General features: G+C 69.7%; 17 protein-coding genes. 10 read left to right on the forward strand and 7 right to left on the reverse strand.

What is annotated here, in order from left to right:
- Positions 1–9 precede the first annotated feature (9 nt).
- The 9 genes from acnA (at position 10) to QNA08_RS16080 (ending at position 9,994) form a co-directional block, all read left to right on the forward strand.
- Entirely contained in the window at positions 10–2,718 is a 2,709-nt protein-coding gene (gene acnA, locus QNA08_RS16040) for an aconitate hydratase AcnA (RefSeq protein WP_283741736.1), read from the forward strand.
- Between the two features lie 188 nt (positions 2,719–2,906).
- Positions 2,907–3,188, forward strand: coding sequence for an acyl carrier protein (locus tag QNA08_RS16045; protein WP_283741737.1), 282 nt, complete (start codon positions 2,907–2,909; stop codon positions 3,186–3,188).
- Positions 3,189–3,327: 139 nt separating this feature from the next.
- Positions 3,328–3,789: a 3-hydroxyacyl-ACP dehydratase FabZ family protein gene (locus QNA08_RS16050; RefSeq protein WP_283741785.1), complete on the forward strand. Its 462-nt coding sequence runs from the start codon at positions 3,328–3,330 to the stop codon at positions 3,787–3,789.
- 2 nt (positions 3,790–3,791) lie between these two features.
- Complete coding sequence (locus QNA08_RS16055) at positions 3,792–4,934, forward strand: beta-ketoacyl-ACP synthase (protein ID WP_283741738.1); 1,143 nt, start codon at positions 3,792–3,794, stop codon at positions 4,932–4,934.
- Positions 4,935–4,948: 14 nt separating this feature from the next.
- A complete protein-coding gene (locus QNA08_RS16060) occupies positions 4,949–6,229 on the forward strand; it encodes a beta-ketoacyl-ACP synthase (RefSeq protein ID WP_283741739.1) in 1,281 nt (426 codons plus the stop codon).
- Positions 6,229–6,984 carry an SDR family oxidoreductase gene (locus QNA08_RS16065; RefSeq protein WP_283741740.1) on the forward strand — a complete coding sequence of 252 codons (756 nt, stop codon included), beginning with the start codon at positions 6,229–6,231 and terminating at the stop codon, positions 6,982–6,984. The genes QNA08_RS16060 and QNA08_RS16065 overlap by 1 nt, the downstream gene beginning before the upstream one ends.
- A gap of 94 nt (positions 6,985–7,078) precedes the next feature.
- Positions 7,079–8,101, forward strand: a complete 1,023-nt coding sequence (locus tag QNA08_RS16070) for a zinc-binding dehydrogenase (RefSeq protein ID WP_283741741.1) — start codon at positions 7,079–7,081, stop codon at positions 8,099–8,101.
- 141 nt (positions 8,102–8,242) lie between these two features.
- Entirely contained in the window at positions 8,243–9,193 is a 951-nt protein-coding gene (locus QNA08_RS16075) for a lipid A biosynthesis lauroyl acyltransferase (RefSeq protein ID WP_283741742.1), read from the forward strand.
- Between the two features lie 60 nt (positions 9,194–9,253).
- Positions 9,254–9,994, forward strand: a complete 741-nt coding sequence (locus tag QNA08_RS16080; RefSeq protein WP_283741743.1) for a DUF1223 domain-containing protein — start codon at positions 9,254–9,256, stop codon at positions 9,992–9,994.
- Between the two features lie 11 nt (positions 9,995–10,005).
- Here the strand turns inward: QNA08_RS16080 and QNA08_RS16085 are convergent, their stop codons facing one another.
- From QNA08_RS16085 to ggt, 4 genes are all read right to left on the reverse strand, one after another.
- A complete protein-coding gene (locus QNA08_RS16085) occupies positions 10,006–10,614 on the reverse strand; it encodes a TPM domain-containing protein (RefSeq protein ID WP_283741744.1) in 609 nt (202 codons plus the stop codon).
- A gap of 1 nt (position 10,615) precedes the next feature.
- Positions 10,616–11,479 (reverse strand): TPM domain-containing protein, encoded by an 864-nt coding sequence (locus QNA08_RS16090; RefSeq protein WP_283741745.1) that lies wholly within the window; start codon positions 11,477–11,479, stop codon positions 10,616–10,618.
- Between the two features lie 17 nt (positions 11,480–11,496).
- Positions 11,497–12,093: a LemA family protein gene (locus tag QNA08_RS16095; RefSeq protein WP_283741746.1), complete on the reverse strand. Its 597-nt coding sequence runs from the start codon at positions 12,091–12,093 to the stop codon at positions 11,497–11,499.
- A gap of 135 nt (positions 12,094–12,228) precedes the next feature.
- Positions 12,229–14,010, reverse strand: a complete 1,782-nt coding sequence (gene ggt / locus QNA08_RS16100; RefSeq protein WP_422679933.1) for a gamma-glutamyltransferase — start codon at positions 14,008–14,010, stop codon at positions 12,229–12,231.
- A gap of 191 nt (positions 14,011–14,201) precedes the next feature.
- Here ggt and QNA08_RS16105 point away from each other — a divergent pair, with 191 nt between their 5' ends.
- A complete protein-coding gene (locus QNA08_RS16105) occupies positions 14,202–14,843 on the forward strand; it encodes a LysE family translocator (protein ID WP_283741748.1) in 642 nt (213 codons plus the stop codon).
- Positions 14,844–14,853: 10 nt separating this feature from the next.
- Here the strand turns inward: QNA08_RS16105 and QNA08_RS16110 are convergent, their stop codons facing one another.
- The 3 genes from QNA08_RS16110 to rlmN all read right to left on the reverse strand — a co-directional run bounded on the left by QNA08_RS16110 (position 14,854) and on the right by rlmN (position 17,388).
- Positions 14,854–15,435, reverse strand: coding sequence for a LemA family protein (locus QNA08_RS16110; RefSeq protein ID WP_283741749.1), 582 nt, complete (start codon positions 15,433–15,435; stop codon positions 14,854–14,856).
- Between the two features lie 142 nt (positions 15,436–15,577).
- Entirely contained in the window at positions 15,578–16,069 is a 492-nt protein-coding gene (locus QNA08_RS16115; protein WP_283741750.1) for a hypothetical protein, read from the reverse strand.
- Between the two features lie 8 nt (positions 16,070–16,077).
- Entirely contained in the window at positions 16,078–17,388 is a 1,311-nt protein-coding gene (gene rlmN, locus QNA08_RS16120) for a dual-specificity RNA methyltransferase RlmN (protein ID WP_283741751.1), read from the reverse strand.
- Positions 17,389–17,469: the final 81 nt, after the last annotated feature.

A 17,469-nucleotide genomic window follows, 5' to 3' on the forward strand; every position in this document is an offset into this window, starting at 1 on the left:
AATCCGCACGTGTCGACCATCGACAGCTTCAAGAGCCGCAAGACGCTCACCGTCAACGGCAAATCCTACACCTACTACTCCCTCGTCGAGGCCGAGAAGAACGGCCTTTCCGGCATCGCGGGCCTGCCCTTCTCGATGAAGGTGCTGCTCGAGAACCTGCTGCGCTTCGAGGACGGCCGCTCCGTCACCAAGGACGATATCGTCGCGGTGAAGGACTGGCTCGTGAACAAGGGCAAGGCCGAGCGCGAGATCGCCTTCCGCCCGGCGCGCGTGCTCATGCAGGACTTCACCGGCGTGCCGGCGGTGGTCGATCTCGCCGCCATGCGCGACGCCATGAAGCAGCTCGGCGGCGACCCGACGCGCATCAATCCGCTCGTGCCCGTCGACCTCGTCATCGACCATTCGGTGGTCGTCGACTTCTTCGGCTCGGCCTCCTCGCTCGCCCAGAACGTGAAGCGCGAGTACGAGCAGAACCAGGAGCGCTACCGCTTCCTGAAATGGGGCCAGACGGCCTTCGACAATTTCCGCGTCGTGCCGCCCGGGACGGGCATCTGCCACCAGGTGAACCTGGAATATCTCGCCCAGACGGTGTGGACGAGGGACGAGAACGGCGGGGCGACCGCCTATCCCGACACGCTCGTCGGTACTGATTCGCACACGACCATGGTCAACGGCCTCGGCGTGCTCGGCTGGGGCGTGGGCGGCATCGAGGCGGAGGCCGCCATGCTCGGCCAGCCGCTCTCCATGCTCATCCCCGAGGTCGTCGGCTTCAAGCTCACAGGCCGGCTCAAGGAAGGCGTCACCGCCACCGACCTGGTGCTGACCGTGACGCAGATGCTGCGCAAGAAGGGTGTGGTGGGCAAGTTCGTCGAGTTCTTCGGTGAAGGCCTCGGCCGCATGACGCTCGAGGACAAGGCGACGATCGCCAACATGGCGCCGGAATACGGCGCGACCTGCGGCTTCTTCCCCGTCGACGCCGAGACGCTGCGCTACCTCGACAAGACCGGGCGCGATCCGCAGCGCATCGCCCTCGTCGAGGCCTATGCCAAGGCACAGGGCATGTTCCGCGAGGCGGGCACGCCCGATCCGGTGTTCACCGACACGCTCGAGCTCGACCTCGGCGACGTGGTGCCCTCCCTCGCCGGGCCGAAGCGCCCGCAGGACCGGGTGACACTCGCCGACGCCAAGGCCGGCTTCCTCGCCGCCCTCGAGGGCGAGTTCAAGAAGCCTGGCGAGGCCGCCAAGAAGGCGCCGTCCTCCAATACGCGCGGCGATACGTTCGAGATAGGCCACGGCGCCGTCGTCATCGCCGCGATCACCTCCTGCACCAACACCTCCAACCCCAGCGTGCTCATCGGCGCCGGCCTCCTGGCCCGCAAGGCGCGGGAGAAGGGCCTCAAGCCCAAGCCGTGGGTGAAGACCTCGCTCGCGCCCGGTTCGCAGGTGGTGGCGGAATATCTCACCAAGTCCGGCCTGCAGGCCGATCTCGATGCCATGGGCTTCAACCTCGTCGGCTTCGGCTGCACGACCTGCATCGGCAACTCCGGGCCGCTCGAGGCGCCGATCTCGAAGACGGTCAACGAGGCCGACCTCGTGGCCGCGGCGGTGCTTTCGGGCAACCGCAACTTCGAGGGCCGCGTCAATCCGGACGTGAAGGCGAACTACCTCGCCTCGCCGCCGCTCGTCGTCGCCTATGCGCTCGCGGGCTCGATGCAGGTGGATCTGACCACCGAGCCCATCGGCACGGACAAGGACGGCAAGCCGGTCTATCTCAAGGACATCTGGCCGTCGCCGAAGGAGATTCAGTCCTTCATCGACACCTACATCTCCAACGAGATGTTCCGGACGAAATACGCCGACGTGTTCAAGGGCGACGAGAACTGGCGCAAGATCGACGCCCCCACGGGCCAGACCTACGCCTGGGACGCCAAGTCGACCTATGTGGCGAATCCGCCCTATTTCGTCGACATGGGCAAGCAGGCGACGCCGCTCACCGATATCGTGCGCGCGCGCGTCCTCGGCCTCTTCCTCGATTCGATCACGACCGACCACATCTCCCCGGCGGGATCGATCAAGGCCGCGAGCCCGGCCGGCAAGTATCTGATCGACAACGGCGTCGCCGTGGCGGACTTCAACCAGTACGGCACGCGCCGCGGCAACCACGAGGTCATGATGCGGGGCACCTTCGCCAACATCCGCATCAAGAACCAGATGGTGAAGGACGAGGCGGGGAACGTCGTCGAGGGTGGCTTCACCCTGCACTGGCCGGACGGCGAGCGCATGCCGATCTACGACGCGGCGATGAAGTACAAGGCCGAGGGCGTGCCCCTCGTCGTCTTCGCCGGCAGGGAGTACGGCACCGGCTCGTCGCGCGACTGGGCGGCCAAGGGCACGAACCTCCTCGGCGTGCGCGCCGTCATCGCCCAGAGCTTCGAGCGCATCCACCGCTCCAATCTCGTCGGCATGGGCGTCGTGCCGCTCGTCTTCGAGGAGGGCACCTCCTGGCAGACGCTCGGGCTCAAGGGCGATGAGACGGTGACGATCCGCGGCATCGCCGGGGAGCTGAAGCCGCGCCAGAAGCTCACCGCGGAGATCACCTTCGCCGACGGCTCGGTGAAGCAGGTGCCGCTCGTCTGCCGCATCGATACGCTCGACGAGCTCGAGTACTTCAAGAACCGCGGTATCCTGCAGTACGTGCTGCGCCAGCTCGCGGCCTGACGGGCCCGTTGCGACCCGGGCGCCGGGCCCGGGCGGCATGCGATCGAAGGGCGCCCGCGGTTGGACAACCGCGGGCGCTCATGTATAGGAAGCTCCTTTCACGGACCCGGCGCGGTGGATGACGGGGCGCCCATCCATGCAGGGGCCGTCGTCGTGCTGCGATCAACCCAGGACAGGAGACTGACGCGATGGCGTCCACCTTCGAGACCGTCGCCAACATCATCTCGGAAACGTGCGACATCCCGCGCGACCAGATCACGCCCGAGAGCCACGCCATCGATGACCTCGGCGTGGATTCGCTCGCCTTCCTCGACATTGCCTTCGCCATCGACAAGGCCTTCGGCATCAAGCTGCCGCTGGAGCAGTGGACGCAGGAGGTGAACGAGGGCAAGGTCCCGGCCGAGCAGTATTTCGTGCTGAAGAACCTCTGCGCGCGGATCGACGAGCTCGTCTCCGCGAAGGTGGCCTGAGGGCCCGGCGATCCTGCCGGCCGCCGAATGATGCGATGATGGCGCGGGCGGTCTCCCGGCATCGCCGCGACGCATGGGAGAGCCATCCGTCGGGCCGAACCGCCGGGGGCGGCCCGCCACCTATTTCCAGACCCTGCCTATGCGTCTCGAATATTTCCAGATGATCGATCGTGTGGCGGCCTTCGACGAGGCCGCAGCGCGGCTCGAAGCCCAGTCGACCGTCCCCGGGGAGAGCCCCGTATTCGAGGGGCACTTCCCGGGTCACCCGCTGATGCCCGGCGTGCTCCTGACCGAGACCATGGCGCAGGCGTCCGGCTATCTCATCCTCGGCCTGTGCCGCTTTTCGCACATGCCCTTTCTCGCCGGCGTCGAGAAGGCGAAGTTCCGCTCCTTCGTGGGCCCGGGCGCGCCGCTCGCCATCACGGCGGAACTCGTGCACCAGGGCTCCGGCTATGCCGTGACCAAGGCGAAGATCCGCAGCGACGGCAAGGCGATCTGCGACGCGGAGCTCATGTTCCGCATGCTGCCCTTCCCCGACGGCCTGTCGGCTCGCATGCGCGAACAGGCCGAGAGCCTCGGCCTGATGCTGGAGGCTGCCTGACGATGACGACGCGTGAAGTCTGGATCACCGGCATCGGCCTCGTGTCCAACCTGGGCGAGGGGATCGAGCCGCATCTCGCCGCGCTTGCCGGGGAGGCCCGGGCGAAGGTGGACAGCGAGAGCTTTGCCCCCTACGCGGTGCATCCGGTCGTGCCGCTGGAATGGGACCGGCAGATCCCGAAGAAGGCCGACCAGCGGCAGATGGAGCCCTGGCAGCGGCTCGGCGTCTATGCGGCGGGGCTGGCGCTCGCCGACGCCGGGGTGAAGGAGGACAGGGAACTCCTCGGCCGCATGCACCTCATCGTCGCCGCCGGCGGCGGCGAGCGCGACTATGCGGTGGACGGGCAGATCCTCTCCGGCCTGCCGAAGAGCCCGGCACCGGGCGCCTTCCTCAACGAGCGGCTGATGAGCGACCTGAGGCCGACGCTCTTCCTCGCCCAGCTCTCCAACCTGCTCGCCGGCAACATCTCCATCGTCCACGGCGTCACCGGCGCCTCGCGCACCTTCATGGGCGAGGAGCAGGCCGGGGTCGACGCCGTGCGCATCGCCGCTGAGCGCATCGCCGCGGACCAGGGCGACATCTTCCTCGTCGGCGGCGCCTACAACGCCGAGCGGCCGGACGTGCTGCTCATCTACGAGATGGGTGGCTTCCTGTGGAAGAACGGCTTCGTCCCCGTGTGGGACCGGCCCGCGGCGGGAGGCGGCTTCATTCCCGGCTCCGGCGCCGCCTTCCTCGTCTTCGAGGCGCGCGACCACGCCGAGAAGCGCGGCGCCAGGCCCATCGCCGTGCTGCGCGGCGTCGCCGCCGACCAGGTGCGCCGCGGCCCGGGCGCGACGGAGCGCTCGCTCACGGCGCTCTGGCGCAGCATCGCGGACGGTTTCTCCGACGAAGCGGGGGCGGTCTTCTCGGGTGCGTCCGGCGTCGCCGGGCTCACCGAAGAGGAGCGTTCGGCGCTCGCGGCGCTCGCTCCGGACGCCGCGGTGTACGCCACCAACGAGCTCTTCGGCAATATGCTGGAGGCCCAGTTCCCGGCGGGGCTCGCGCTCGCGGCCGCGGCGCTCGGGCGGAGCGTGGTCGCGGAGGCGGTCGTGACCAGCGTCGGCCACGTCCGCGGCGAGGGGCTCGCGTTCCTCGGCAAGGCGTGAAGGGGGTGAGGACCATGGCACCGCACCGTGACAAGCTTGGGCGCCCCCTCGTCGCCGTGACGGGGATGGGCGTCGTCACCTCTCTCGGCCAGGGCAAGGCCGACAACTGGGCGGCGATCACCGCGGGCCGCTCGGGCATCCATCGCATCGAGCGCTTCGCCACCGACGGCCTGCGCACGACCATCGCCGGCACCGTGGACTTCGTGCCGGCCGAGCCCTTCTGCGCGCCGACGCTCTCGGAACGCATGGCGACGCTGGCGGCGGAGGAGGCCGTCGGCCAGGCGGCGATCGGCTCGGCGGGCGATTTTCCCGGCGCCCTCTTCATCGCCGTGCCCCCGGTGGAGATGGAATGGCCGCAGCGCGAGGCGCTGGCCGCCGCAGCCGGCACGGACGGCGATGTGACCTACGCCGAACTCCTGAGAGGGGCTGGCTCCGGCCGCTTCAAGGCGTGGCACGAGCTCTTCCTCTTCGGCACCGTGGCTGACCACATCGCCGAGCGCTTCGGCACCAAGGGCTCGCCGATCTCGCTGTCGACCGCCTGCTCCTCCGGGGCCACGGCGATCCAGCTCGGCGTCGAGGCGATCCGTCGCGGGGAGATGAGGGCGGCGCTCGCCATCGGCACGGACGGTTCGGTCAATCCCGAGTCGCTCATCCGCTTCTCGCTTCTCTCGGCGCTCTCCACCCAGAATGACCCGCCGGAGGGAGCGGCGAAGCCCTTCTCCAAGAATCGCGACGGCTTCGTCATGGGCGAGGGCGCGGCCGCCCTCGTGCTCGAGGACTATGAGCACGCGCTGGCGCGCGGTGCCACGATCCTCGGCTTCGTCCTCGGCTGCGGCGAGAAGGGCGACGGCTTCCATCGCACGCGCTCGAGCCCGGACGGAGCGCCCGCGATCGCCGCCATCCGCGAGGCCATCGCCGATGCCGGCCTCACGCCGGACGATATCGACTACATCAACGCCCACGGCACGAGCACGCCCGAGAACGACAAGATGGAATCGCTCTCCTGCGCGGCCGTGATGGGCGAACGCATGGCCTCCGTGCCGATCTCCTCCAACAAGTCCATGATCGGCCACACGCTGACGGCGGCGGGTGCGGTGGAGGCGGTGTTCTCGCTGCTCACCATCGCCGAGGGGCGCATCCCGCCGACGATCAACTACAACGTGCCGGATCCCGCCATCACGCTCGACGTCGTGCCCAACAAGGCGCGGGATGCGCGGGTCGGTCGCGTGCTGTCCAATTCCTTCGGCTTCGGCGGGCAGAACACCTGTCTCGTCTTCACGGCGGAGCCCGTCTGATGAGCGAGGCGAAACGCATCCTGGTCACCGGCGGGGCGAAGGGCGTCGGCGCCGAGATCGTCCGGAGCCTGCTCGCCGCCGGCTTCGACGTGGACTTCACCTACCGCTCCTCGGCCGCGGCGGCCGGGGCGCTCGTCGACGAACTGAAGGCCGCGCATGCCGGCCGGGCAGTGCGCGCCCTGTCGCTCGATCTCGCTGACAAGGTGGCACTCGACGCCTTCTGCGACGGGCGCGAGGCTGAGAGCTACTTCGGCCTCGTGCACAACGCCGGGCAGCCCTACGACGCGCTCGCCGCCATGATGGCGCAGGACAAGGCCGAAGCCGCCATGCAGGTGAACTTCTGGTCGCTGACGCGTCTCGCCAAGAGCCTCATGCGCAACATGCTGCGGGCGCGCGAGGGTCGCATTGTCGTCATCGGCTCGGTGGCGGCGCTGCAGGGCAACCCCGGCAACGCGGCCTACGCCGCCTCCAAGGGGGCGCTGCTCAGCTATATCCGCACGCTCGCGGTCGAGACCGGCAAGCGCGGCATCACGGTGAACTACGTGGCGCCGGGCTTCATCGCCACGGACATGATGGCGCCCTATGCCGCCTATCGTGCGGCGATGGAGAAGCAGATACCGGCCGGGCGCTTCGCCGATCCGGCGGAGGTCGCGGGCCTTGTCGCCTTCCTCATGAGCCCGCCGGCGGCCTACGTGACCGGCGCCGTGCTGCCGATCGACGGCGGCCTGACGGCGCAGATCGGCGTGCATCGCTGACCTTTCAAGCTTCTGCCGCCGAAGCGGAGGCCGGTTCGGCGAAGGGCCGGCCGTTCGCCAACCGGCACCGCACAGACATCTGGGACGAGGATCCATGCGAGCCCTGCAACTCTTCGGCGACCGTGACCTGCGCCTGACGGACATCGAGGCGCCGCCGCCGCCCGCCGAGGGCGAGGTGCAGATCCGCGTCAGAGCGATCGCCCTCAATTACCTCGACGTCTGGGGCTTCCGCGGCATGGCCTTCGCCAAGCGCAAGATGCCGCAGGTGGCGGGTGTCGAGGCCTCGGGCGAGGTGGTCGCCGTGGGGCCTGGCGTCACGCGCTTCAAGGCCGGCGATCCCGTCACCATGTACGGCGCCGAGACCTGCGGCCATTGCCGGGCCTGCCGCGAGGGGCGCGACAATCTGTGCGAGAACGTCGCCGGCATTCTGGGCTTCCACGTTGACGGTTTCGCGCGCGAGCTCATCAACCGGCCGGAGCGGCTCGTCATTCCGGTGCCGGCGGGCGTGTCCTGCGAGGACGCGGCCTGCGCGCCCATCGGCTTCGGCACCGTGCAGCACATGCTGTTCGACAACGCCCGTCTGGAACCCGGGGAATCGATCCTGGTGCACGCGGGCGGTTCGGGCATCGGCACTGCGGCGATCAAGATGGCCAAGGCCATGGGCTGCACCGTCTACACCACGGTGGGCGACGACGAGAAGGCGGCGAAGGCCAAGGCGCTGGGCGCCGACCACGTCATCAACTACCGCACCGAGCGCTTCGAGGGTGAGGTGCGCAAGCTGACGAAGCGCAAGGGCGTGGACGTGGTCTTCGAACACGTGGGTGCCGACACCTGGAACGGCAGCCTCCTGTGCCTCAAGCGCGGCGGACGGCTCGTCACCTGCGGCTCGACCTCCGGCGTGTCGACGACCATGAACCTGATGCAGCTTTTCCAGCAGCAGTACCGCATCTTCGGCTCCTTCGGCTGCTCCATGCGCAACATCGCGCAGTCGCTCGACAAGATGGCGGCGGGCATGACGCCGGTGATCGACTCGGTCTTTCCGCTCGTTGACTTCGAGAAGGGGCTCGAGCGACTCGAAGGCCGCAAGGTCTTCGGCAAAGTCGTCGTCCGCTTCTGAGCGCGCCGGTCTTGACCTTCACCGGCACTTTGCCGATTTAGCGGATCGACGAACTCGGAAGGGACGGAGCGGACGGACCGCGCCCGTCGGGGAGCGGAACGTTTGGCGTCAAAAGGCTTCGCATCGTTGCGCAACGGCGTGATGCGCGTTGCATCCGGCGTCGCGGAAATCGCGATGGTGGGGGTGGTGCGGGGCGTCTTCGCGCTCCTTCGGGCGCTCGGCCCGGAGCGCGCCAGCAATCTCGGCGGCGCGCTCGCACGCTTCATCGGCCCGCTCCTGCCGGTCCATCGCGTCGCCCTCGACAATCTGCGCGCGGCCTTCCCGGAAAAGAGCGAGGCGGAGCGGAGGGCGATTGCCCTCGGGGCCTGGGAAAACCTCGGCCGCACGGGCGCCGAATATGCCCATCTCGGCACGCTTTTCGACTACGACTATTTCAACCCGCAGCCCGATGCGCGCGTCGAGGTCGAGGGGATCGAGCATTTCATCGCGCTGAAGGACGACGGCAAGCCCGGCATCATCTTCTCCTCCCACCTCGCCAACTGGGAGCTGCCGGCGATCTGCGCGGCGCGCTACGGGCTCGATGCGACGGCCGTCTTCCGCGCGCCGAACACGCGCGCGGTGGCGCGCGCCGTGCACGAGGTGCGCAGCGGCACCATGGGCGGGCTCGAGGCGGCGCGCCAGGGGGCCGCCTTCGCCATGCAGAGCGTGCTGGAGAAGGGCGGCCATCTCGGCATGCTCATCGACCAGCATTTCACCCGGGGCGTCACCGTGCCCTTCTTCGGCCGCCCGGCGAAGACGAACCCGATCCTCGCCAAGTTCGCGCGCCGCTTCGACTGCCCGGTGCACGGCGTGCGGGTCGTGCGCCTGCCCAATCTGCGCTTCAGGCTGGAGCTCACCCCGCCCATCGCGCTGCCGCGCGATGCGAATGGCGAGATCGACGTGGAAGGCGCCATGCGTGCCATGACCGCGGTTGTCGAGGGCTGGGTGCGGGAGCATCCCGAACAATGGCTGTGGATGCACCGGCGCTGGCGCGTGCCGCCCGCTGCCGGCAGCGCATCATGCACCGCTCAAGCCAACGTGACTTCCGATTGACCTGGCTTTGCGATTGAGTCGCGCCCCGTCGGTCGGGTTCGATCGCTGCCACTCGTCGCCATGTCCCGTCGTGCCGCCTTTCTCACTCTCGCCTTGGCGCTGGTCGCGCCGACCGCGGTTGCCGCGGCCGAGACGCCGCGGGCGGTCGTGGAGCTGTTCACCAGCCAGGGCTGCTCGGCCTCCCCGCCCGCCGATGCGCTGCTCGCCGAATTGGCGCAGGATCCCGCCGTCGTCGCGCTGACCCTGCCCGTCACCTATTGGGACTATCTCGGCTGGAAGGACACCCTCGCCGAGGCAGCCTTCAGCGCGCGCCAGCGCGCTTATGCCGCCGCCCGCGGCGATGGGCAGATCTATACGCCGCAGATCGTCGTCAACGGCCTGGCGCACGTCGTCGGGTCGGATCGCAATGCGATCGAGGAATCGGCGGTTGCGACGCGCGGGCGCCTCGGCGCCCTGTCGGTGTCCATCACGCTCGACGAGACGCCGACCGCACTCAAGGTCGAGGTCGGGGCGGCGCCGGACGGGGTGCAGAAGTCCGGCACCCTCTGGCTCCTGCCGGTGGTCAAGAAACGCGCCGTCAGCATCCACGAGGGCGAGAACAAGGACCTCAGGGTGACCTACACGAATGTCGTGCGACGCATTGTCCGCATGGCCGAATGGAAGGGCGAGCCCCTGGCCTTCGAGATGCCCATCGCGATGGCGCGACCGGCCTGGGCCGAAGGCTACGTCATCATCCTGCAGTCGAACGGCGGCGGGGCCGTCGGTCCGATCCTCGGGGCGGCCAAGGGGCCCGGCCTGTAGGCCGGCCCGCATCAGATCAGAAACACCCGGCTCGGCATCTCGTCGACATCGTCGGTGCGCGGCGGCGCATGTTCGGCGAGCACACGCCCGACGATGCCGACGGCGGCAACGAGGCCGTCGGCCGGGCGTCCGTCCGCGAGGGCTGTGACCAGGACCTCGATCGCCTCGCGCCAGACGCGAGCCTCCACACGGCACGCGATGCCTTCGTCGGCGATCACCTCGGCATAGCGTTCCGCCGCGGCGACGAAGATGAGCACGCCGGTTCGGTCGCGCGTGCGCGTCAGGCCGCGGGCGAGGAACTCGCGGCAGGCGGCATCGTGCGCGCGCCGCCGCCTGACGGCGCGGGGCACGAGGCGCAGGCGCAGCGCCGGGAGCGAGAAGAGGAGGGCGCAAAGGCCTGCGGCGAGGAGCGCGACGAGCTGGATGCGCTGGGCGCTGAAGCCCGTGAGAAAGAGGAGCGGCAGCGGCAGGGCGAGGCCGACGAGCAGGGCGAAGACGAGCGGCACGGTGCGATAGTCGCCCGCCGCCCGCGCCACGACGCAGACGATCTCGCCCGCGGTTCGCGCCTCCGCCTCGGCGATCGCCCTGGCTATACGCTCCCTGTCGGCCGAATCGAGCATGTCACCAGTCCCCCGAAGCGCCGCCCCCGCCGGAGGAACCTCCGCCGCCGGAAAAGCCTCCCCCGCCCGACGATCCGGCGGACCAGCCTCCGCCCAACCAGCCACCCGATGATCCGCCCCGGTCCGTCGGCCCGGGCAGGGCGATCCAGTGCCCGCCGCGGGTGCGGTGGTAGCGCACGGCGCGCCGCCCGGACCAGGTCGTGCGCAGCATGACCACGACAATGATGGCGAGGACGAAGATCAGGGCCGCGAGAACAAGGATATCGGCGAGGCCGCCCGACTCCTCGGTGCGCACGGTGGCCCGGCGCTGCCATTCCTCGGCGTCGCCGGTGAGGATGGCGGCGATGGCGTCAACGCCGGCTTCGATGCCGCCGGCAAAGTCGCCCTGCTTGAAGCGCGGGGCGATCGCCGTCGTGATGATGACCTTGGACAGGGCGTCCGTGAGGGCGCCTTCGAGGCCGTAGCCGACCTCGATGCGCACTTTCCGCTCTCGCGGCGCAACGAGGAGCAGGACGCCATTGTTCTTGTCCTTGGCGCCGAGCGCCCAGCGGCGGAAGAGGCGGTTGGCATACTCCTCGACGGAGAGGTCGCCGAGGCCCGGAACGGTGGCGACGACGATCTGGTCGCTGGTCTTGCCTTCGTGTGCCTCGAGCTTGGCCGCGATCCGTGCGCGCGCCTCATCGGCGAGAAGGCTGGCGGCATCGACGACGCGGCCGGTGAGCGGCGGAAAGGCCGGATCGGCCGGGAGGGCCGGAACCGCGGCAGCGGCGAGGAAGGCGAAGGCGGCGAACAGGCGGAGGGCCGCGAATAACCGCTCGAAGGCAGCGGATCGGGGGATGACCGGCCCTGCGATCCGCATGGGCATCAGGCTCTCCCCGGGGCTCAGAACTTGACCTGGGGCGGACGCTGCGAATCGGGTGGGGCCGTGAAGGTCTCCATGGGCCTCGCAGAGGGATAGAGGACCGCCGCGATCCAGCGGCCCGGAATGGTCCGCAGCTCCGTGTTGAAGATGCGCACGGCCTCGATGTAGTCGCGCCGCGCCACGGCAATGCGGTTCTCGGTGCCCTCGAGCTGCGACTGCAGGGCGAGGAAGTTCTGGTTCGACTTCAGGTCGGGATAGCGCTCGACCGTGACGAGCAGCCGCCCGAGGGCGCCGGTCAGGCTGTTCTGTGCGTCCTGGAATTCCTTGAACCTGGTCGGATCGGTGACGGTGGAGGCGTCGACCTTCACCTGGCTCGCCCTGGCGCGGGCCTCGGTCACCTGGGTCAGAACCTCGCGCTCCTGGGCGGCGTAGCCCTTCACCGTCTCGACGAGATTGGGAATGAGGTCGGAGCGCCGCTGATACTGATTCTGCACTTCGCTCCACGCAGCCTTCGCCTTTTCCTCGTAGGTGGGAACGTTGTTGATCCCGCAGGCCGAGACGAGAAGACCGAGACCGGCGGCGAGCAAGACCGCGCGGGCGCGGGCGAAGAACAGCATGAGGGCCCCCTTGGCTGTGAGCGGACGATGCCCCGTCCCTGCACGCGGAATGAGGCGAGATCTGTACGGTGCCGGAGATTAGACGAGGACGACGTCCCGGGCGAGCCGCAAGAAACGGCTCGCCCGCGCGCCCGGTCAGTGGCCGGCGGCGAGCGTGCCGCGCTGGCGAGGGTCGGCCGCGCCCATCAGCCCCTCCGGTGTGACGAGGATCGAGCTCGCCGAGCCGGAGGTCGAGCCGACCACCACCTTGTGGCCGCGCTCGCGCAGGAGCCGCAGCGCATCGGGCGAGAAGCCCGTCTCCACGAGGAGCGTGTCGGGGCGCCATTGGTGGTGCAGGCGCGGGGCGGTCACGGCCTCGGCGAGGTTCATGTCGAAGTCGACGACGTTGACGATGACCTGCAGCACCGTGGAAATGATGCGGCTGCCGCCCGGGCTGCCGGTGACGAGCGCAAGCCTGCCGTCGCGGAAGAGGAAGGTCGGCGTCATCGACGACAGGGGGCGGGCGCCTGGCGCCACGGAATTCGTCTCGCCGCCGACGAGGCCGTGGGCGTTGAGCGCTCCGGTCTTTGCCGCGAAGTCGTCCATCTCGTTGTTGAGGAGCACGCCCGTGCCGGCGGCGACGAAAGCGGCGCCGTAGGAGAAGTTGAGCGTATAGGTGTTGGCGACGGCATTGCCCTCGGCGTCGACGACGGAGAAATGCGTCGTCTGGCCGCTCTCGTAGGGCAGCGGATCGCCGGCCCTGATCTCCTCGGCCGGCCGGGCGCGCCTCATGTCGATGGCGGCGCGCAGGGTCTCGGCATAGGCCTTGGCGGTCAGGCCCTTCGCGGGCACCTTGACGCGCTCGGGATCGCCGAGCCAGGCCGCGCGGTCGGCATAGGCGGGCTTCATCGCCTCGGCGAGCAGGTGCATCGCGTCGGCGGAGCCCGCGCCGAGGGCCTTCATGTCGAAGCCTTCGAGGATGTTGAGGATTTCGACGAGATGGACGCCGCCCGAGCTTGGCGGCGGCATGGAAACGACCTCATAGCCTCGGTATCTGCCCGTGACCGGGCGGCGCAGCACCGGCCTGTAGGCGGCAAGATCAGCCGCGGTCATGACGCCGCCGGCCGCCTTGACGGAGGCCGCGATCTTCTCCGCGATAGGGCCGGTGTAGAAGGCGTCTGGCCCCCTCGCTGCGATGGCGGCGAGGGTTCCGGCGAGATCGCTCTGGACGAGGCGCTCGCCCCGGGCAAAGGGGCGGCCCTCCTTGAGGAAGATCGCGGCGGTGGCCGGATCGCGGCCGAGGCGCCCAGTCGCGTGCGGCAGCGAATCGGCGAGGTCCTCCTCCACCGCGATGCCTTCGCGGGCGAGCCTTTCGGCCGGCGCCACGAGATCGGCGAGGGTGAACTTGCCGGAGCCGTATTTCTCGAGAGCGAGCGCGAGGCCGCGCACCGTGCCGGGCACGCCGACGGCAAGCCCCGAATCGCGCGACTTTTTCGGGTCCGGCTCGCCGCTGGCGTCGAGGAACATGTCCCGCGTTGCCTCGGCGGGGGCGGTCTCACGGTAGTCGATGGCGATCGTTTCGCCCGGCCGCCCGTCCTTGCCGGCACGATGCACCAGCATGAAGCCGCCCCCGCCGAGATTGCCGGCGCGGGGCAGCGTCACGGCGAGGGCGAAGCCCACCGCGACCGCTGCATCGACCGCATTGCCGCCGCGCCTCAGGATGTCCACGCCGACACGCGTCGCCTCGGCCTCCTGCGACACCACCATGCCGTTCCTGGCGACGACAGGCAGCAGGCGGGCGGTGTCGGAGAGGATCGCTTGCCCTCCCGCGGGCATGCCGGGCGGGGCCCCCTGCGCGCGGACTGCGAGGGGCGCAAGGGCGAGGCCCGCGGCGAGGATGGCGGTGAGGAGGCGGGGCGGACGTGAGGCCATGGACATCCTCCGGAAAGGCGCGCAGCGCGCATGGCGGGGATGCTAAGGCCGATGCACGGCCCTGCGAAGCAGCATTCGGTCCGGAGCGCCGACGCGAGGTGGACAGGATCGGCGCCGCGGAACCGCCGAAGGCGGTGGCGCCCGGCGCGCGTTCGAGTCATGGTGCGGCGCTTCCGTCCCCTTTTCAGTGCCCCGCGATGACCTTCCTGCCCGATCTGTCCGTCTTGCTGACCTATTCACTCGCCTGCCTCGTGCTGTTCGCGACACCGGGGCCGGACATGAGCCTGTTCCTTGCCAAGACCGTCGCGGGCGGCCGCAAGGCCGGTATCGCCGCCATGCTCGGCGCCATGGCGGGCTGCTGCATCCACACGCTGCTCGCCGCGCTCGGCCTCTCCGCCCTGCTCGCGGCCTCCGCCACCGCCTTCACCGTGCTCAAGGTGGTGGGCGCGCTCTATCTGCTCTGGCTGGCGGTGGACGCGGTGCGCCACGGCTCGGCCCTCAACCTGCGGCAGGGAAAGCGCGAGGAGGTCTCCTTCGGCGGGACCTTTCTGGTCGGCGTCGGCATCAACCTGACGAACCCGAAGGTCGTTCTGTTCTTCGTGACGTTCCTGCCGCAGTTCGTCGCGACGAGCGATCCGCACGCCGCGGCCAAGCTCCTGTTCCTCGGCCTCTATTTCGTCGCCTTCTCGATTCCGCTCGGCATCGCCATGATCCTCGCCGCCGACCGGGTGCTCGCGGGCCTCAAGACGCGTCCACGCCTCCTGCGCGGCATGGACTATGCTTTCGCCGGTCTCTTCGGCACCTTCGCGCTCAAGATCCTCGCGACGCAGGCCCGCTGAGCGGGAGCCTTCAGTTGGCGGCCACCTTGTCGAACCCCTCGATCATGGGCCGGGCGTCGGGATGGGCGACGGCGGCGATCAAGCGGTCGGGCATCGCCGTCAGCTCGGAGTTGTAGCGGCGTGCCGCGGCGGCATAGTCGCTGCGTGCCACGACGATGCGGTTCTCGCTCGTCTCGAGCTTCTCGAGCACGCCGCGGATCTGGGGCTCGCGGCGGCGGTCAGGATAGAGGTTGATAAGATCCATGACGCGGCCGAGCGCCATGGAGAGCGCGTCCTGGGTCTTCTTGAAGGCGGCCAGGCGCGCCGGGTCGGTCGTGGCGGCGGGATCGGCCTTCAGGTCGCGGATCACGGCGTGCATGCGGGCGAGCTCGGCGACGAGATCGGCCTGAGCGGGATTGAGGGCCTCGACCACGGCGATGATCGACGGCACCAGCTCGGCTCGCTGGCGGAATTCCGCCTCGACGGTGCTCCACGCCGCATGTGCCTGGTCCGCCCTGCGCGGCACGTCGTCGACGCTGACGGCGAGCCAGCCCGCGGCCACGGCGACGGCGGCGGCCGCGGCGAGGACGGACCTGCGGGTGGTAAGTGCCATTCTGCAACTCCTTGTGTCGACAACCCCGGTGTCGACAATCCCGGCGGACCGCTGCGCTCTCCGGCCCGAAGGGCAGGCGCGCCACCTTGGCCTCGCGAGTCGATTCTCGCCACGGGACGACCGCAACGGCCGCACCGACCCGCTAGGCGGACGGGGTGACCGCTTCCTTACGGTCGGCCCCGGCATTGCGGCCGGCGACGAGCCAATAGACGAAACCGGCAACCACGCCTGTGAGGAAAAGCACGAGCGTGATGCGCAGCTCGCCCGCGGAGGCGGCGCCCGCGCCGCCTCGCGCCACCCATGGCACGGCGGCGGTCAGGACGCCAGTCGCCCCGCCGTACCAGACATAGGAGCGCCAGCCGGCGATTTCACCGATGACGGCGACGACGAGCGGCGGCAGCACGACCACGCCGATCGTCAGGCTCCACAGACCGAGAAGGAGGGCCGCCGCCGCATCGGCGCGTCCGGCCGCGACCTCGTCGAGGAAGGCGAAGAGGCCGGCGAGGCTCACGCCCGCAACGAGCTCGGCCACGGCCGGCTCGCTCATGCCGCCGATGATGAGGAAGAGAAGGCCGGCGGCGACGGCGAGCCCCAGGCCGAAGGGCACGAGGATGAGACGCGCGAGGAAGCGCACCGGACGGTTCACTCGCCGGCGGCGGCGTAGACGCCTTCCGCCCCGATGCCGCTCTCGAGCATCATGCGGGTGCGGGCGCGCAGCTTCTCCGTCTCGCTCTTCAGCTGGCCGCAGGCGGCGAGGATGTCACGGCCGCGCGGCGTGCGCACCGGGCTCGCGTAGCCGGCCCTGAAGACGATCTCGGAGAAGCGCTCGATGCGGTCCCAGTCCGAGCATTCGTACTGCGTGCCGGGCCAGGGATTGAAGGGGATCAGGTTGATCTTGGCGGGGATGCCCCTGAGCAGCCGCACGAGGGCGCGCGCGTCCTCGTCCGTGTCGTTCACCCCCTTCAGCATCACATATTCGAAGGTGATACGGCGGGCGTTGGAGGCGCCGGGATAGGTGCGGCAGGCCTCGAGCAGCTCGGCGATCGGATATTTCTTGTTGAGCGGCACGAGCACGTTGCGCAGGTCGTCGCGCACGGCATGCAGCGAGATCGCCAGCATGCAGCCGATCTCCGCCCCGGCGCGGGCGATCATCGGGACGACGCCCGAGGTCGACAGGGTGATGCGCCGGCGGCCGAGGGACAGGCCCTCGCCGTCGCAGACGACGTCCATCGCCGCCTTGACGTTGTCGAAGTTGTAGAGCGGCTCGCCCATGCCCATGAGGACGATGTTGGTGACGAAGCGGCCGCCGTCCGTCGGCACGAAGGCGCCTTCCGGCGGGGACTGGCCCGGCCAGTCGCCGAGCCGGTCGCGCGCCACCATGAGCTGCGCCACGATCTCCGCGGCCGTCAGGTTGCGCACGAGCTTCTGCGTGCCGGTGTGGCAGAAGGAACAGGTCAGCGTGCAGCCCACCTGGCTCGAAATGCACAGCGTGGCGCGGTCGACCTCGGGGATGTAGACGCACTCGATCTCGGCGCCCTTGTCGAGGGGGCCGGTGGAGGGCATGCGCAGGAGCCATTTGCGCGTGCCGTCGCGCGAGACCTGCTCGGCCACGACCTCGGGCCGCGCGAGCGTGTAGGCCTCGGCGAGGGCGCCGCGAAGGCCCTTGCCGATCGTCGTCATCTCCGAGAAGTCCCGGGCACCACGCAGGTAGATCCAGTGCCAGAGCTGGCCGAGGCGCATCTTCAGCTCATGCTCCGGCACGCCGACGGCGGCGAGCGCGGCGCGGATCTCCTCCCGCGTCAGGCCGACGAGCGAGGGTTTTGCGGGGGAGGCGGCCGGCGTGGCCTGCGCCGCGGCGGCGAGGGCCGCCCCGTCGCTGCGCGCGGCGTCGCTCACCGCGACCGGAACCGCGTTGGCATTGTGCTTCGCGATGTCGAGCGAAACCGCCGGCATCTCCCATCCCATTCCATGCGCGTCAGAAGAGGAGCGGCCTATAGCACATCATCACCGCGCAGGCCATGCGCCCGCCACGGG

The sequence above is a fragment of the Chelatococcus albus genome, assembly GCF_030067675.1.
In the GTDB taxonomy this organism is placed as follows: Bacteria; Pseudomonadota; Alphaproteobacteria; order Rhizobiales; family Beijerinckiaceae; genus Chelatococcus_A; species Chelatococcus_A albus.

Excerpts from the sequence above, each read along its gene's own strand:
- QNA08_RS16045 (WP_283741737.1), top strand. The coding sequence starts at position 2,907 with ATGGCGTCCACCTTCGAGACCGTCGCCAACATCATCTCGGAAACGTGC.
- QNA08_RS16050 (WP_283741785.1), top strand. The coding sequence starts at position 3,328 with ATGCGTCTCGAATATTTCCAGATGATCGATCGTGTGGCGGCCTTCGAC.
- QNA08_RS16055 (WP_283741738.1), top strand. The coding sequence starts at position 3,792 with ATGACGACGCGTGAAGTCTGGATCACCGGCATCGGCCTCGTGTCCAAC.
- QNA08_RS16060 (WP_283741739.1), top strand. The coding sequence starts at position 4,949 with ATGGCACCGCACCGTGACAAGCTTGGGCGCCCCCTCGTCGCCGTGACG.
- QNA08_RS16065 (WP_283741740.1), top strand. The coding sequence starts at position 6,229 with ATGAGCGAGGCGAAACGCATCCTGGTCACCGGCGGGGCGAAGGGCGTC.
- QNA08_RS16070 (WP_283741741.1), top strand. The coding sequence starts at position 7,079 with ATGCGAGCCCTGCAACTCTTCGGCGACCGTGACCTGCGCCTGACGGAC.
- QNA08_RS16075 (WP_283741742.1), top strand. The coding sequence starts at position 8,243 with ATGCGCGTTGCATCCGGCGTCGCGGAAATCGCGATGGTGGGGGTGGTG.
- QNA08_RS16080 (WP_283741743.1), top strand. The coding sequence starts at position 9,254 with ATGTCCCGTCGTGCCGCCTTTCTCACTCTCGCCTTGGCGCTGGTCGCG.
- QNA08_RS16085 (WP_283741744.1), bottom strand. The coding sequence starts at position 10,614 with ATGCTCGATTCGGCCGACAGGGAGCGTATAGCCAGGGCGATCGCCGAG.
- QNA08_RS16090 (WP_283741745.1), bottom strand. The coding sequence starts at position 11,479 with ATGCCCATGCGGATCGCAGGGCCGGTCATCCCCCGATCCGCTGCCTTC.
- QNA08_RS16095 (WP_283741746.1), bottom strand. The coding sequence starts at position 12,093 with ATGCTGTTCTTCGCCCGCGCCCGCGCGGTCTTGCTCGCCGCCGGTCTC.
- ggt (WP_422679933.1), bottom strand. The coding sequence starts at position 14,010 with ATGTCCATGGCCTCACGTCCGCCCCGCCTCCTCACCGCCATCCTCGCC.
- QNA08_RS16105 (WP_283741748.1), top strand. The coding sequence starts at position 14,202 with ATGACCTTCCTGCCCGATCTGTCCGTCTTGCTGACCTATTCACTCGCC.
- QNA08_RS16110 (WP_283741749.1), bottom strand. The coding sequence starts at position 15,435 with ATGGCACTTACCACCCGCAGGTCCGTCCTCGCCGCGGCCGCCGCCGTC.
- rlmN (WP_283741751.1), bottom strand. The coding sequence starts at position 17,388 with ATGCCGGCGGTTTCGCTCGACATCGCGAAGCACAATGCCAACGCGGTT.